10 protein-coding genes are annotated in these 16,789 nt (G+C 34.1%); 9 read left to right on the plus strand and 1 reads right to left on the minus strand.

Translation table 11 applies throughout. The features are described from left to right. The first annotated feature begins 66 nt into the window (after window positions 1–66). The 4 genes from CLU82_RS17835 to CLU82_RS17850 are packed head-to-tail and all read left to right on the plus strand — an operon-like array spanning window position 67 to window position 6,782. Window positions 67–1,569 (plus strand): ferritin-like protein, encoded by a 1,503-nt coding sequence (locus tag CLU82_RS17835; protein WP_100844372.1) that lies wholly within the window; start codon window positions 67–69, stop codon window positions 1,567–1,569. 42 nt (window positions 1,570–1,611) lie between these two features. Then, window positions 1,612–3,903, plus strand: a complete 2,292-nt coding sequence (locus tag CLU82_RS17840) for a hypothetical protein (protein WP_100844373.1) — start codon at window positions 1,612–1,614, stop codon at window positions 3,901–3,903. Next, complete coding sequence (locus CLU82_RS17845; protein ID WP_100844374.1) at window positions 3,900–5,285, plus strand: radical SAM protein; 1,386 nt, start codon at window positions 3,900–3,902, stop codon at window positions 5,283–5,285. Before CLU82_RS17840 ends, CLU82_RS17845 begins: the two co-directional genes overlap by 4 nt. 6 nt (window positions 5,286–5,291) lie before the next feature. Then, window positions 5,292–6,782, plus strand: a complete 1,491-nt coding sequence (locus CLU82_RS17850) for an NAD(P)/FAD-dependent oxidoreductase (RefSeq protein WP_100844375.1) — start codon at window positions 5,292–5,294, stop codon at window positions 6,780–6,782. Window positions 6,783–7,142: 360 nt separating this feature from the next. On the opposite strand, the gene CLU82_RS17855 is transcribed toward CLU82_RS17850, so the two are convergent. Next, on the minus strand, window positions 7,143–7,466 hold the full coding sequence (locus CLU82_RS17855; protein WP_100844376.1) for a helix-turn-helix domain-containing protein: 324 nt from the start codon (window positions 7,464–7,466) through the stop codon (window positions 7,143–7,145). A gap of 360 nt (window positions 7,467–7,826) precedes the next feature. Between CLU82_RS17855 and CLU82_RS20780 the strand changes: the two genes are divergently transcribed. The 5 genes from CLU82_RS20780 (at window position 7,827) to CLU82_RS17875 (ending at window position 16,582) form a co-directional block, all read left to right on the plus strand. Continuing rightward, window positions 7,827–8,123, plus strand: coding sequence for a hypothetical protein (locus CLU82_RS20780; RefSeq protein WP_157813399.1), 297 nt, complete (start codon window positions 7,827–7,829; stop codon window positions 8,121–8,123). Between the two features lie 319 nt (window positions 8,124–8,442). Beyond that, complete coding sequence (locus CLU82_RS17860; protein ID WP_369829038.1) at window positions 8,443–8,760, plus strand: DUF6660 family protein; 318 nt, start codon at window positions 8,443–8,445, stop codon at window positions 8,758–8,760. A gap of 148 nt (window positions 8,761–8,908) precedes the next feature. Next, window positions 8,909–13,219: a CusA/CzcA family heavy metal efflux RND transporter gene (locus tag CLU82_RS17865; protein WP_100844377.1), complete on the plus strand. Its 4,311-nt coding sequence runs from the start codon at window positions 8,909–8,911 to the stop codon at window positions 13,217–13,219. Between the two features lie 10 nt (window positions 13,220–13,229). Further along, window positions 13,230–14,462: an efflux RND transporter periplasmic adaptor subunit gene (locus CLU82_RS17870; RefSeq protein ID WP_100845074.1), complete on the plus strand. Its 1,233-nt coding sequence runs from the start codon at window positions 13,230–13,232 to the stop codon at window positions 14,460–14,462. A gap of 92 nt (window positions 14,463–14,554) precedes the next feature. After that, the gene (locus CLU82_RS17875) at window positions 14,555–16,582 is read left to right on the plus strand and encodes a heavy metal translocating P-type ATPase (protein ID WP_100844378.1); all 2,028 of its coding nucleotides are present in this window, start codon (window positions 14,555–14,557) and stop codon (window positions 16,580–16,582) included. Window positions 16,583–16,789: the final 207 nt, after the last annotated feature.

Below are 16,789 nucleotides of genomic sequence, written 5' to 3' on the forward strand. Positions count from 1 at the left end.
TAGTCATTGTTTTTCAAGGCTATAATCTTTGAATGATTAAATAGAAATTTAACTAAACAATATATTATGAATTTCAACCAGAAAAGAGACCATTTTATTTTACCAATATTAGAATGGGCAAAAAGTAATAATGAGCTAAAAGACACCTCTTCAAAAAAAATGTTTATGGCTGATAATAGTGTTATAAGTACTTATGACACGACAGAAAGTGAAAGTAAAAAACCATTTAAGGTACCTTCTCAATTTAATGGGAAAGACTACATTACGATGTTACTTCAAATAGATGCCGAAATTGAGCAAGGACTGATGTTGCAGTATTTATATTCTGCTTATAGTATGGGTGGGGCACAAATTCCAAAAGAGCATCAAGAAAAAGTACATACTTGGCAAAACATAATTTTGGGTATTGCAAAAGAAGAAATGGGGCATTTTATTTCGGTTCAAAATGTATTGAAAGTGATTGGAGCGCCCTTAAATTTTGGAAGAGAAAGTTATCCTTGGGATAGTCCTTTTTATCCTTTTCCTTTTACTTTAGAAAAATTTTCTATGAACTCACTTGCTAAGTATGTTTATGCGGAGGCTCCTGCTGATTGGCTGGAAAGTGATGATCCTTTGGCAAAAGAAATTTTAAAGAATGTAGATTCAACCGTATCAGATCCGCATACAGTTGGGGCCTTATTTATAGTATTGCTTCAATTAATCAAAGATCCTGAGGTAATATCTGATGAAACCTTTCAAGCTGCAACGTATAATTGCCAAGCTAAGTTTGATGAATGGGGAAGAGGATATACTGGAGGTAACAGAGGAAGTGATGGAAAAAATATTTATACCAAAAGCCCCGATGTATTGGTGGCACCATTATTATCTCGTGATGATGCTTATAATGCATTGTCAGAAATAGCAGAGCAAGGGGAAGGTTTAGATACAAAAGAGGATGCTACGCCATCTCATTTTGAACGGTTTTTGCATATCTACAAAGAATACAAAGAGATATTGGAAGTAAACGAATATTTTGAGCCTTCTCGTAATGTAGCTACGAATCCTTATGTGGGCTCTAAAAATGATGCAGCAGTGGATTCCAATTCTACTATTCCATCAATAGAAGATGGAGCTGATGAAATTACAAATCCAGAAGCAATACTTTGGGCAAATTTATGTGATATCCGTTATCGATTATTACTTAATTTCCTAAATCATAGTTTTTTATTGGATAATGGTTTTAACAATTCAGGGAATTCTTCTCCTCGTGGTATGATCATCAATTCTGCCTTCGGTGAAATGTATAATTTAAGAAGTTTGGCGACTATCTTAGTTCAAACTCCTACTATTGAAGATGGTAAAATAATGGCTGGGCCACCATTTACACTCCCTTATACATTTGATTTGCCTTTTGGAGAACACAATCGATGGAGATTACATCAAGATCTTCTGGAAGCATCAAATAACATCATAAAAGAGTTAAAGCACTTTAAAAACCAACCACATATTCAATATTTGAATGGATTACAAGAAGCCGATCAAAAATTACTACTTGCAATTGCGAACTTAACACAAGATAATCTGGTTTAGCTTTAAATTAATTCAATTAAAATATTTAAAAAATACTACGATATGAAAATTATAGAATTACGAATTCTTCCGCCTATTGCAATTGGCAGATTAGGAGAATCAAATGAACCAATGGCTGCGTATGATCTTCAATTATCAAAAGAAAAACCACTTGACTATAGAGAGATTACTCCACAAACGACTTTATCAGTAGATCCATACTCAGGAGAAATTAAAGCTCATGTGCCTACAAATATAAAATTCAAAGAAGTTACAAGTCTAGCTGATAGAAAAGGAAAGATACATCCGGTTTCTCCTTTTTTGGAAGTGTTTGCTATTACAGACCAAAATCCGAAGGATTTAGTACCTCTTACAGAAGAACTACTTAAGCAATGTCAATTAAGTTTAGAAGATATCAGCTGGGATGTAAATGTAGCCAACATAAAAATATTCAGAAGAACTGGGGATGTAAATGATAAAATGACAGCAACAATCAAAGGAATTAATTCACATGAATTAAAACCATTGTTAGCTGATTGTGAAAATTTTCTCCCAAACAAAAAACTACCGCTGGGTTCTATTCAGTATGTAAAACCGACAGCAGAATTTCCAGAATTAAGATTGCGATATACACCTGCTGGAGGAAAAGTGTATGGTTCAGATTTATACAGAAAAACAGGTCAAGGTGATAATGATATAGAGCTAGATCCGACTTTTAAAAGTGAAGATCAAATACTGTATGATAAAAACAAAGGAAAATGGCGTGATTACAAAGAAGGTAGCACTGCTAATATATTCTACACTGCTCCGGCACAAATTTTTGCGGGCTATTCATATACTGATGATAAACAAGAAAGTTGGCAGGTAAGCTGGGGATATGTTGATGATGAATGTGATGGTTTTGTAACTGTTAAACTAAAAGTTTCAGGTGAAAAGACATTAACAGCCAAAGCACATATCAGTGCTGGACCTCCTTCTTTCGCTCCAGATACTTTGCCAATTCGTGTAGTATCAGATGAGTTAGAACAAATTATATTGGGTACGGATATAGAAGGAGAAGTAAGTATAGAAGAAGCCGAAGAAATTATTCGCAGAGCTTTTGAGACCATTCGTTTGATGAATACAACGATTATGAATGGTAATAGTTATGAAGGGAAACAGAATGTTGCCAGCACTATGGTACGTCAAAATACAAATGATTTTGGACGTTTTTTTGAACCTATTATGGCAACCTCTCTTGTTGATAATCTTGCTTTGCAAGTATTACATGAAAGAGTGTTTAATGGTTTAAGTTCTGGGGCATCGCCTTGGTTTGGTGATTTATTACGTAAACCTACAGAAATAGGAGATTTATCAAGTAAAGCACTTCGAAAAATGCCTGCATTAATGCGTGGTGCCGATGGTAGGTCACTTACTTTTACCTATCGACAAATCAATATGATTGTAAAGGCAGCAGCTACTTCTATGTTTAAGGATATTAATCCGGATACGTTGCCAGTATCGTATGGCTCGCCTTTAGTTGCCAATAATTTAACAGCGCAATTACATTATAGAGGAACAGGAAATCCTATTGCAGTTTTACCAAGAACAGCAATATCAAATTGCTTTCCTGGACTGGAATTTGATTTTAGAAATCTTTGGAGAAGAGCATTTAATGGAATTGTCCTTATTGAAAATAATAATTATGTACTGGAATGCGATGAAATTTATAAATTAAAAGGTCATCGATTGGTTGCTATAGAACGTAAACCTACAATGGTACAAACCTTTGGACCTGTATTTCCAGAGGGACCAAGTGTACCCTTAAAAACAGATTCGAATCCAAACGGTGTTTCATTTATGGAATGGTCGAACTCTATGGTTGAAGTTTTGCAAAAACAAGGACAGGAAGTAATATGCCATTTTACAGCTGAGGAATCAACAGAAGAAGTAGTGGTTGATTTAAAGGAATTGGATAATCCGAAAAAGTACACTGCAGTAAAATTAACAGTTAATAAAATATTTGATGGCAATAGTGCTGCATTTTCAGATACTATTTTACAACCCGGTGAATTGACTCAAGGTCTTTGTGCTCCTTGGCAAAATGATTACCGTGAATGTTCTTGTTACTATTGGGCAGCCAGCAGACCTGATTTTGTAAATATCGTTCCAGATGAAAATGGTTTGAGTACAGGGGATTTATGGATGTCAAAAAAACGAACAGGATCTTACATCCCGGATGATTGGCAAAACTCAAGATTGATTTCCTACCAAGATCTCTTTGAAAATTGGCAAGGAGAACTCAATTTTATTATTGAAGGAAAAGATGCAATAGAAAGTAAGCCAGTAAAACCTAAATCAACAAAAAAGAAATGATAGCGGCTACTGAAAGTTTCATAGAGGAGGAAAAAAATGTGCCAATTGCAACGAAGTTGGCACAAATGATTGTCCCCCAATCAAGACCACGTTCTGCTACAGCACATTTGATAAAAGGAGGTCAATCGACTCAGATTTTTATTCCAAATGGAAGCAGACTTTATACTATTTCTCAGGAAGTAGAGCAAAGAATAACTTCTTTAATGGATCAAAAGAATGAAAAAGGTCTGCAAAATGAGTTAGTTCTTTTGGGACTGGACGCTCCGGAATATATTACGGACGAGCCATTACAAAGTCCTCGATTGTATGCTTTATCATTAGCAATAGCTCAAAAGTGCAATATGGGTTGTACGTATTGCTATGCAGATCAGGGTGATTTTGGAGGACCTACAAAAAATATGTCTTTGGAAACCGCTTTTAAGGCTATCGATTTATTGTTAAAAGATTGCCCCGAAGGTGGAAAAGCACAACTTACCTTCCTGGGAGGAGAACCACTTATTAATAGACAAGCGATTAGAGAAGCAACCATTTATGCAGAAACAATCGCAAAAAGCAAAAACATACAAGTCAGTTATTCTATTACTACAAACGGAACTTTGGTTACAGAAAGTGATGCAATCTTTTTTGAAGAATATGGCTTTTCGGTAACCATTAGTTTGGACGGAATAGGTAAAGATCATGATATTAATCGCCCAATGAAGGGAGGTAAAGGAAGTTATGATACCATTATAAAAAATATTCAGCCCTTATTGTCTTTGCAAAAAAAAATGCAGGTATCTGCGAGAGTAACAGTAACTCCTGAAAATACTAACCTTCCGGCAGTTTTGGATGAATTTATTCAGATGGGGTTTCATGGGGTGGGTTTTTCACCTTTGTTAAGATCCAGTAATGGACAAAACGAAATGAATAAAGAGCAGCTGTCTGTTATGTTAGAAAACATGATTGCTTGCGGACTTAATTTTGAGAAAAATGTATTAGCAGGAAAACGATATCCTTTTTTGAATATGGTTAATGCATTGAAAGAAATTTCCAAAGGAACCCATAGACCTTATCCATGCGGTGCAGGTGCAGGTTACATGGGCGTATCTGCGGATGAAGATTTATTTGCGTGTCATCGTTTTGTAAACGAAGATGTTGGAAAAATGGGCGATTTAAATAATGGCATACAAGCTGATCTTCAAAACAATTGGCTTGCTTCACGACATGTAAATAAACAAGACCCCTGTTCACAATGTTGGGCTCGTTATCTTTGTGGAGGCGGATGTCATCATGAAGTAATTGAAAAAGGAAGACCGGCCTGTGATTATATAAGATCATGGTTGTTCTATACCATTCAAGCCAATGAAAGATTATCACGATTAAAACCCAATTGGAATAATTAATTGTCGATGAAAACATTCCCTGAAATTTTTGATGTGTTTATTCTAGGAGCTGGCCCTGCTGGATTATGTGCTGCGATACGACTATTGGATATGGGATATTCGGTAGGTATGTTGGAGCAGGAGCAATTTCCAAGACCACAAATAGGGGAGTCACTTTCCCCCGGGATTCACAATATTTTTGAATATTTAAATGCGGATCATCTTTTAGAAGATTCAATGTATTTAAAAAATATTTCCGCTAAGGTAATTTGGGAAGATAAGGAGAATATTTATCATCGTCCGAGTCAAAACAATGGAGGGATAATTGTTGATAGAAGTAAGCTCGATCATGAATTACTTAAGTTCGCTGTTTCTAAAGGTTTATATTTAATACAGCCTGGGAAATTAAAACATTCCATAAGCTCCAAAAACATATGGATATTAGATATAATAAAGGATTCGACCGAAATTAAAATCAATTCAAAAATTGTATTAGACGCACGGGGTCGCAAAGGGTCACTTTTAAATGAAAGAGTTCCAATTGCTCCATCGGCTGTTGCAATGTGGACTCATGTCGATAATTCTATTTATAAAGAAGCATGTATTGAAGCTGTTGATAATGGTTGGTTATGGGGATCACCGGTTTGTGGAAATCGCTATCGGATTATGACTTTTACAGACCCAATCACACTAAAAAAGAATAAACAGTCACATCTTTTAGATGTAATGAGTAAAACAAAATTATTTTCTCCTTTTCTAAACAAAATTGAGAGTAGTTTTATAGAAACTTGCTCCGTTACTTCGTTTGTTAATCAGGTACCTTGGAATAATCAGTTTATAAAAATAGGGGAAGCTGCTTTTACATTAGACCCACTTTCTTCTACTGGTGTAGAAAAAGCAATGCGCTTTTCTTTGCAGGTGGCTATTGCCATAAATACCTATTTGAAAGATCCAGATTCACAACACCCAAAGGAGTTCTATGAAGAAAAATTGATTGAGTCGGTTGTAAATCATGCACATTGGACAGCAGATTATTATAGTCAAGCATGGGCTTGTTCTGAAGAGTCAGAATTCTGGATGAAAAGAGCCAACTTTCAACTTGATATCTCTAAAAACAAAACCGATTTCACACTGAAATTAGAAAAGGAGTTTAATAAAGAAAGGACTGTATTTGAAAAAAAACAAGTAGAACCAATCCCTGTTGATTTTGTTTTATACAGACTTTGGGATGAGGTAATTACTGTTTCTTCTAATATTACGTTTAAAACTGTTTATGCAATTGATAATGATTGTATAATACTAAAACAAGCCCTAATTCACCCTAATTTGGAGAGACCTTTAGTGTATCTGGATCAAGTAGAATTGTTTTTGCTTTTGAAAAACATGAATGGTAAAGTAGTTTCAAGCATTCTAGATCATTTGAATAATTATATGCCAATAGAAAAGGCAAAAAAAATACTTGTATTTCTTTTGTCAAATCAGCTGCTTACGGTAAGCCAAAAAGAAATAATAGTGTAATAGGAATTTTTATTTTCTCACGGATATCAAAATATAAAAGGCGTTAATTCATTGATGAAATTAACGCCTTTTTATACTATTTTAAAGGATTTTATTTCCCGATGCAGAAAATAACATTCCTTATTTTAATAGAGTTTTCAACTTTAGTGGTACAATTATGGTACAATTTAAAGCAAACTATCGCAAAACAAAACAAAGTATCCTTATCAAGATAACATAAACTCATAGGAGTTGTTTACACAAAAATAGTTATAAACTTTTAATATTGATTATATCATTGATATAAAAAAAGCTGAGTAATATATGATTAGAGTACTTACACATGAAGGTTAAAAAGTAAAAAGGTCAAAAATCTAAATATTAGATTTTTGACCTTTTTTCAATATCGTTTTGGATTTCTAAATAAGTTTTTACCCGACCAGACTTAATCCATTTCATTAACTCATGTCTATAAAAATAAATACGTTTACCTTGTTTATTAACTGGGATTTCCCTTTTACACACTTTACTATAAATTGTTGATACCGATAGATCCAAAAGTTTTGATGCTTCTTGAATGTTTAGAACTTCTTCTTTATTTTCTTCTACATTGGAAATTCTTACAATAAGTTTTTCCAAATGCTCTAATTTATCATGAATTTTGTTCATCATTATAGGTATTTGGTCAAAAGTAAATGGCTTCATGGTGATCGGTTATTTAAATCTCATGTAAAAGTATTTATTACCGACTTTGAAGATATAAGATGTCCTTAAAAAGGGGAGTTTGGCTTTTAATTTCTAATCATTATAGGTTATAGGACTATAAGAAATCTAATCCATTAAGGAGAAATGTTGGCTCTAATATTTGGTCTATTAGCCCCATCCGAATAAATTTGAACTATTGCATCGAAGATTTGTAAAAATTGAAAAATATTTCCAAGTAGTATTTGTTCTTATCTTTAGTTACTGTTAAGTTATCTTATTCAGTATTTTAAAATTTTTAATTTCAAAAGCATAAAATAAAAAAAAACTATTTTTACAGTCTTGAAACTTACAAACACCATATTGTCAATTATAATTCTGATTCTTTCCTGTATGCCTTGTGCAGATAAGGAACAAGATGTATCGTTTGAAAAAATGACTATAAACAATAGTTCAAAGCAACATCACAATAAAGATATTTGCTCCCCTTTATGTGTTTGTAGTTGCTGTGGATGTCAAGGTCACGTTCACAACACTATTTGTTCTTATAATATCTTTTCGGTTAAAACTATAATTGATAAAAATCTTCCTGAATACAAATCAATTATTACTTCCAATTTCTTCGGGAGTATTTGGCTGCCCCCACAAATTATTGCTTAATTTTTTTGATGATTAAAAGAATACAATTCTACTTGATAGAGTTAGTTACAAAGTTTTCTTTATTTAAATTAATTACAGTTATAGATATAATAATGGCAAAGCAAAAAACAAAAAGACCGAACAACCCTAAACCTAAATCCAAAAAGCCAATAACGGTTTACACTGTTATTCGTACTATAATGATAATACTACTTTTGTTGCTTTTGTTATTGGGAGTTGCTGCAAAATATTGGTACTACTACAATAAATATTACAAATAATTAATAATCATTATAAATAATTTATTAATTATAAAAATAAAAATCATATTTTTACAGTCTTGAAATTTACAAACATCATATTGTCAATTATCATCGTAGTACTTTCCTGTATGCCTTGTGCAGACAAGGAACAAGGCGTTTCGTCTGTAAAAGTAACTATAACCAATAGCTCAAAACAGCACCACGAAAAAGACACCTGTTCTCCTTTGTGCATTTGTAACTGTTGTGGTTGCCAAGGTTTCGCCTACAATACAATATGCAATTACAATTTTGTTGCCATTAAAAACATAATTGACAAAAAACTGCCTGAATACAAATCAATTCTTACTTCCAATTTCTACGGAAGCATTTGGCAACCGCCACAAATTAATGCTTAATTTTTTTTGATTAATGTTTAAATGAATGGCTATTAATGACTTGTGCATTAATAACACTATTAATTTTCATTAATCACTTTTACAGTATTTGATGCATTCAATTACTGTGAATTATAAATTAATTAATAAACATTAATCATTATAAATAGTGTTAAACAGAATCATTCATTTTAGTATAAATAATAAATTCATCATTGGTTTGATGACTTTATTCTTAATCATTTGGGGGGTTTGGAGTGCTTCCAAATTACCTATTGATGCAGTACCGGATATTACAAACAATCAGGTACAAATTATTACGCTTTGCCCCACTTTGGCAGGGCAGGAAGTGGAACAATTGGTAACTTTCCCAATAGAACAAAGTATTGCAAATCTTCCCGATTTAGAAGAAACCCGAAGTATTTCACGCTTTGGTTTATCAGTAATCACAGTCGTTTTTGATGATGATGTCAATATTTATTTTGCACGACAACTTATTAGTGAACGCCTCAAAGAAGCGATTAGTCAAATACCACAAGGAATAGGAACACCCGAATTAGGTCCCGTTAGTACAGGACTTGGCGAAGTGTACCAATATATTTTACATCCAAAAAAAGGAAGTGAAAATAAATATTCTGCAATGGATTTGCGATCTATGCAAGATTGGATAGTAGCAAGACAACTCAACGGAACTCCCGGAATTGCTGAAATAAATAGTTTTGGTGGTAAATTAAAGCAATATGAAGTTGGCGTGAACCCAAATCGCTTAAAAGCAATGGGAGTAACAATTCCTGATATTTTTAATGCTTTAGAAAAAAACAATCAAAATACAGGCGGTGCTTACATTGACAAAAAACCAAGTGCTTATTTTATTCGTGGTGTTGGTCTGGTTACTTCTTTAGAAGACGTAAGAAATATTGTTGTGAAGAGCAACCCAAATAGTGTTCCTATTTTTATTAAAGACGTTGCTGATGTCAAGTTTGGAAGTGCAGTGCGTTATGGAGCAATGACTTATAACGGGAAAGTAGATGCAGTTGGTGGTATTGTAATGATGCTAAAAGGTGCAAACAGTAATGAAGTCGTACAAAGGATAAAAGACAAAATGATTGTCATACAAAAATCATTACCAGATGATGTTGTAGTTGAACCATTTATTGACCGAAGCACCTTTGTTAACCGTGCCATTTCTACCGTTGAAAAAAATCTGATTGAAGGTGCATTAATTGTAATTTTTGTATTGGTTTTATTTCTAGGAAATCTTCGTGCGGGACTTATCGTAGCGTCTGCTATACCTCTTTCTATGTTGTTTGCTTTGGGATTGATGAAAGTTTTTGGAGTAAGTGCAAATCTGATGAGTTTAGGAGCCATAGATTTTGGTCTAATTGTAGATGGTGCCGTAATTATCGTAGAAGCTTCCCTCTATTTTTTAGAACACAATAAAACTAAGGTGAAACTGACACAACCACAAATGGATCACGCTGTAGAATATAGTGCTAAAAAAATGATGAGCAGTGCAGCTTTTGGCCAAATCATTATTATGATCGTTTATTTCCCAATTCTATCTTTGGTGGGAATTGAAGGAAAAATGTTTGGGCCAATGGCTAAAACAGTTTCGTTTGCCATTATTGGAGCAATGATACTTTCATTGACCTATATTCCTATGATGAGTGCCCTGTTTTTACCTAAGCTTATCAGTCATAAAAAGACATTTTCTGATAAGATGATGGACTTTTTGTATAAAAAATACGAGCCTCTTTTGGTAAAGGTTATTGAGATAAAATACAAAATAGTTGGAATTACTGTTGCATTGCTTTTAGTTACCTTTTTTATTTTTAGCAAAATGGGTGGAGAGTTTATCCCAAATTTAGCGGAAGGAGATTATGCGTTTGAATTTAAAATGCCTCTCGAAACTTCTTTATCCCAAAGTATTGAAACCTCAATGCAAGGCGCAAGAATTGTAAAACAATTTGACGAAGTAAAAATTGTAGTGGGAAAAACTGGAGCAGGCGAAGTGCCTACTGATCCTATGCCTCCTGGAGCAACCGATTTAATGATTATTCTGAAACCGCAAGACGAATGGAAATCAGGTAGAACTTATGATGAACTAGGTGATGCAATAGAAGAAAAATTAAGTGTGATACCCGGTGTTTTTATCGAAAAAAGTCAACCGATTCAAATGCGTTTCAATGAATTAATGACTGGAATCAAACAAGATGTCGCTATAAAAATATTTGGAGAAAACTTGGACAGCCTTTCCGTATATGCAAAAAAAGTCGAAAATGTGATTGTAAATGTAAAAGGGGTTTCATCTCCTCAAGTAGAACAAGTAGATGGTTTGCCACAAATCAATATAGAATATGACCGTTTGCGAATTGCTAATTATGGTCTAAATGTAGAAGACATAAATAGTATTGTAAGTACTGCTTTTGCAGGAAAAGCTGCAGGTGTAGTTTACGAAAACGAGCGAAAATTTGATTTAGTGGTGCGGTTGGACAGTACATCAAGAAGAAGTATTGAGGACGTGAATAATTTATTGATACCGACACCTTCAGGAAATCAAATACCATTATCACAAGTGGCAAAAGTTGATTTTAAATTAGGCCCTGCGCAAATTAGTAGAGAAGCTGGAAAACGTAGAATCGTTATTGGTTTCAATATACAGGATAGAGATGTACAAAGTGTTGTAAAAGAAATTCAAGACAAATTAGCAACAAAAGTAAAATTACCATCTGGTTATTATTTTACTTATGGAGGAACATTTGAGAACTTACAAAAAGCGTCTAATCGATTGATGATTGCAGTTCCTATTTCCCTATTATTGATTTTTATGCTTTTGTACTTTACATTCAATTCTATGAAACAAGCCAGTTTAATATTTTCTGCAATTCCAATGAGTGCAATTGGAGGAGTATTCGCATTAATCCTTCGCGGAATGCCTTTTAGTATTTCAGCAGGAATAGGTTTTATTGCATTGTTTGGAGTAGCTGTATTGAATGGAATTGTACTTATAGGTACATTCAACCAACTCGAAAAAGAGGGCTGGGATGACGTTATCAAACGCGTTATTGAAGGAACAAAAATCAGACTGCGCCCCGTTTTAATGACGGCTACCGTTGCCTCATTAGGTTTCTTACCAATGGCAATGTCACACAGTGCAGGTGCCGAGGTGCAAAAACCATTAGCAACTGTAGTAATTGGCGGACTGCTCTCAGCAACATTTTTGACTTTATTTGTGTTGCCTTTACTATATATCATATTCAATACAAAAATTAAAATAAAAGGAAAATCGATAACAACCATTTTAGTTGTCGGACTGTTTCTTTCATTCAGCAATGGTCAGGCACAATCACGCAAATCTATCGATGAAGTCTTGAATTTGGGTCTAAAGGATAATTTGCAATACAATATCAATCAGTCACAAATAACAAAAAACCAGCTTTTGATAAAAGGAAATAAGGAGTTTCCTAAAACTGGCATATTTGTCGAGAACGAAGATCTTCGCCCTTCGGATAAAACCGGTATTTGGAAAATTGGTTTACAACAAGCTTTCTATATGCCGCAAGTAAACCAAGCCAAGAAGAATTACTATAGTGAGCAAACCAAGTACTACGAGGTTAACAAAGAAGTAATCAATACAGAGCTGAAAAAAAACATCCGTTCTGTTTATTACCAATTATGGTATTTGCAAGACAAGGCAGCTTTATATCAGCAATTAGACACTATTTATGCAGGCTTACTAAAAACGACCACCATAAAAGTAAAAACTGGAGAAAGCGCTGGTATTGAGAAAATTTCAGCAAACGTGAAGTTGAAAGAAATTGAAACAAACATCACGCAGCTTCAAAAAGAAATGGTAGTGCAACAGCAAGTACTAATGCAATTATTAAATAGCTCAGAAGCCATTTTGCCTCTTTCAAAATCTTTAGAAAAGTTGGAATATGGTTTGCAGAATTCAACCGAAAATCATCCAAGTCTTCTGTTATTGCAACAAAACATAGCGATTGCCAATAGTGAAATTGCTATTCAAAAAAGCAATAATTTACCTGAATTTTCCGGTCGTATTTTTTCACAGAAATTATATGGTGTAGATGACCCGTATAGTGGTTTTTCATTTTCAACATTATTCCCAATATTCGGAAGCGGTGCCAATCATAATAAAATAAAAGCCGCCAGAACCGAAAAGGAAGTACAAGAACAACAACTGCAATACAAAACGCAAATACTTAAATCTGACCTGACTCAACGTCAAACCGAAGTGGAAAAAAGCTTATCTGGTTTGCAATTTTATGAAACTTTGGGTTTGCAGCAAGCTGATGAAATTATCAAAGCCGCTAACCAATCCTACCGAGCTGGAGAAACAAGTTATGCTGATTTCTCATTGTATTTGAGTCAAGCCATCGAAATAAGGAAAAATTATTTAGACAATCTAAATGCCTACAACCACGCCATAATTGAATTCAATTATTTCACAAATAAATAAATTAAAAAAAATGAAATCTTTAAAATTATATAAGAATCCCCTTTTGTTGTTTGCCTCTTGTCTTTTGCTTGTTTCTTGCGGTAAGACCGAAACTAAGCCAGAAGAAGAACAAAAAGCAACAACAGAAGAAGCAGCTCCTACAATCGCGTCACTCACAGCCGAGCAAATAAAAACGGTAGACATACAATTCGGGACTATAGAACAAAAACAATTAACGGCAACACTCAGAGCCAACGGCGCATTGCGAGTGCCTAACAATAACAAAGCCAATGCCACTTCAATGTACGGGGGTGTTATAAAAACCATTAATGTACAGTTAGGTGATTTTGTAAAAAAAGGTCAAGTAATTGCTACAATAGCTAATCCACAATTTATACAATTGCAGGAAGAATATTTGAGTACTTCCAGTAAAATAATCTTTGCCGAACAAGAATTAGCAAGACAGAAAGAACTCAATGCAGGGAATGCGGGGGCATTAAAAAACTATCAAAATGCCGATGCAGAACTAAAATCAATTAGAACTCGCCGCGCTTCTTTGCAACAGCAAATTCAGTTAATGGGTATTAATCCAAATAGTTTAAACAATAGTAATTTGCGTTCTGCATTGTCAGTGACCAGTCCAATAACTGGCACCATAAGCAATGTGTTTTCCAAAATTGGAAGTTATGTTGATGTGTCTTCACCAGTTGCCGAAATTGTAGACAATTCACAACTGCATTTGGATTTGAATATTTTTGAAAAAGATTTGCCTATGCTAAAGGTGGGGCAAATTATACATTTTAGAATTACGAATAACTCAGGACAAGATTACAATGCCAAAGTGTATTCAATAGGTGCAGCCTTTGAGAATGACAGTAAAAGTATTCCTGTGCACGCTACCGTTCAAGGTAATAAAACGGGACTAATAGACGGAATGAATATAACTGCAATTGTAAGTTTAAATAATGTTACTACTGACGCAGTCCCTACTGATGCCATTGTAAGTGCAGATGGAAAGGAATATATTTTCGTTGTAACCGATAAAAAAGCGGAAGAAGAACCACAAGAAGAAGAAAACAAATCCGAAGAACCAAAAAGCAAGGAACCAACAACAAATTTTGAAAAAATTGAAGTAGCAATAGGCGTTTCTAATATGGGTTATACCGCTATAACATTGGTAAAAGAGGTTCCTGCAAATGCAAAAATTGTAACAAAAGGTGCATTTTTTGTAAATGCAAAATTAACCAACAAGGGAGAAGAATAAAGAGTAATCAACCCATTGGTGTAATTATTATAAATAGCAGTTCACTAAAATTTTAAAAACTAATTACCCTAATGGGTTAATAAATCTAAAAAATGAAACACCAACACAAATACGATGCAAACGGCAAACAGCTTTGTTGCACATTGGAAGAAAAAATAAATCACAAAACCGACAAACAAACTGGCTGTTGTACAACTCACAATGAACCTGAAAATCATTCGGACGATGATGGACACGACCATGATCATTCAACCGAAGGAAAGTCTACTTTTCAATTGTTCTTGCCAGCAATAATAAGTTTTGCGTTATTACTCATTGCTATTGGTTTTGACAACTATTTTCCTCAATCGTGGTTCACAGGATGGGTGCGTATTGCTTGGTATGGAGTAGCTTATGTACCTGTGGGTTTTCCTGTAATAAAAGAAGCTTTTGAAAGCATTCGTAATGGCGAAATATTTTCGGAATTTTTATTAATGGTAATTGCAACTATTGGAGCATTTGCCATTGGTGAATATCCCGAAGGTGTTGCTGTTATGTTATTTTATGCTGTTGGCGAAGTATTTCAAACATTAGCTGTTCAAAGAGCAAAAAGTAACATCAAATTATTATTGGATCAAAGACCTGATACCGCTACAGTAATCAAAGATGGAAATACTATTGATAAAAAAGCATCTGAAATTACTATCGGCGAAATCATCCAATTAAAACCTGGAGAAAAATTAGCTCTCGACGGAAAATTACTTTCTGACAATGCTTCCTTAAATACATCTGCTTTAACGGGTGAAAGTAAACCCGATACGAAACAAAAAGGAGAAACTGTTCTTGCCGGAATGATTAATCTAAATACTGTTGTTCAGGTGGAAGTTACAACTGCCTATTCTGATAGTAAACTCTCAAAAATCTTGGAAATGGTTCAGGATGCAACAGCGAAAAAAGCACCAACAGAACTATTCATCCGAAAGTTTGCTAAAATTTATACGCCTATAGTTGTTTTTTTAGCAATTGCAATTTGTGTGTTACCTATGCTTTTTGTCGATAATTATGTGTTTAGAGAGTGGTTATACAGAGCATTAGTTTTCTTGGTTATTTCTTGTCCTTGTGCGTTAGTAATTTCGATTCCTTTAGGATATTTTGGTGGAATTGGTTCCGCTAGTAAAAACGGAATCTTATTCAAAGGTTCTACTTTTCTCGATATAATGGCATCAATCCAAGTAGTGGTAATGGATAAAACAGGAACGTTGACCAAAGGTGTTTTCAAAGTTCAAAAAGTTGTAGCCGTTGATATTCCCGAAGCCGATTTAGTAAAATATACATCGGCACTCGAAACCAAATCTACTCATCCTGTTGGAACTGCTATTATTGAATATGCAAAAGGCGCTGAAAAAAGTGTAGTCGTTACCGATGTCGAAGAAATTGCAGGACACGGACTAAAAGGCAGAGTAGATGGAAACGAAATCTTGGCAGGAAACGTAAAATTGATGAAGAAATTCAACATCAGTTACGATGCTGAAATTGACAATACGCCATTTACAATAATCGTTATTGCTATCAATCAAAAATATGCAGGATACTTTCTAATTGCTGATGAAATCAAAGAAGATGCCAAACAAGCAATCCAAAGTTTGCATAAAATAAATGTAAAAACAGTAATGCTTTCAGGCGATAAACAAGCTGTTGTTGATGCTGTGGCAAAAGAGTTAAATATAGATCAGGCTTATGGTGATTTATTGCCTGAAAACAAAGTCGAAAAAGTCGAGGAATTAAAATCTCAAAACTTAAAAATTGCCTTTGTTGGCGATGGCGTAAATGATGCGCCAGTAGTTGCCCTTGCTGATGCAGGGATTGCAATGGGCGGTTTAGGCAGTGATGCAACAATTGAAACTGCAGATATTGTCATTCAAAATGACCAGCCTTATAAAATATTTACAGCGATAAACATCGGTAAAAAAACCAAGCAGATTGTTTATCAAAACATTGGTTTGGCTTTTGCGGTAAAAGCAATTGTTCTTGTTCTTGGAGCTGGTGGTTTGGCAACAATGTGGGAAGCCGTTTTTGCAGATGTAGGTGTAGCATTGCTTGCCATTTTAAACGCAGTTAGAATACAACGAATGAAGTTTTAAAAATTCGATTAAAATAATGCTCTTTTCAACGAGAAGCATTCAATATTTCAAGAAAAGAACAAATCGAATAAAAAATAAAAGGATTCAAACTATAATTAATAAAAAATCAGATATAACGGTTCAAAAACTTACAAATTGAGTTGATCTATAATAGCATTCATATAAATACTTTTTCCTGCTCAAATAAATCTATTTAAGCAGGAAATT

The sequence above is a fragment of the Flavobacterium sp. 5 genome (genome assembly GCF_002813295.1).
Classification (GTDB): domain Bacteria; phylum Bacteroidota; class Bacteroidia; order Flavobacteriales; family Flavobacteriaceae; genus Flavobacterium.

What these genes read in the sequence shown, in the direction of transcription:
- CLU82_RS17835 (WP_100844372.1), top strand. Translation starts at nt 67, where the DNA reads ATGAATTTCAACCAGAAAAGAGACCATTTTATTTTACCAATATTAGAA.
- CLU82_RS17840 (WP_100844373.1), top strand. Translation starts at nt 1,612, where the DNA reads ATGAAAATTATAGAATTACGAATTCTTCCGCCTATTGCAATTGGCAGA.
- CLU82_RS17845 (WP_100844374.1), top strand. Translation starts at nt 3,900, where the DNA reads ATGATAGCGGCTACTGAAAGTTTCATAGAGGAGGAAAAAAATGTGCCA.
- CLU82_RS17850 (WP_100844375.1), top strand. Translation starts at nt 5,292, where the DNA reads ATGAAAACATTCCCTGAAATTTTTGATGTGTTTATTCTAGGAGCTGGC.
- CLU82_RS17855 (WP_100844376.1), bottom strand. Translation starts at nt 7,466, where the DNA reads ATGAAGCCATTTACTTTTGACCAAATACCTATAATGATGAACAAAATT.
- CLU82_RS17870 (WP_100845074.1), top strand. Translation starts at nt 13,230, where the DNA reads ATGAAATCTTTAAAATTATATAAGAATCCCCTTTTGTTGTTTGCCTCT.
- CLU82_RS17875 (WP_100844378.1), top strand. Translation starts at nt 14,555, where the DNA reads ATGAAACACCAACACAAATACGATGCAAACGGCAAACAGCTTTGTTGC.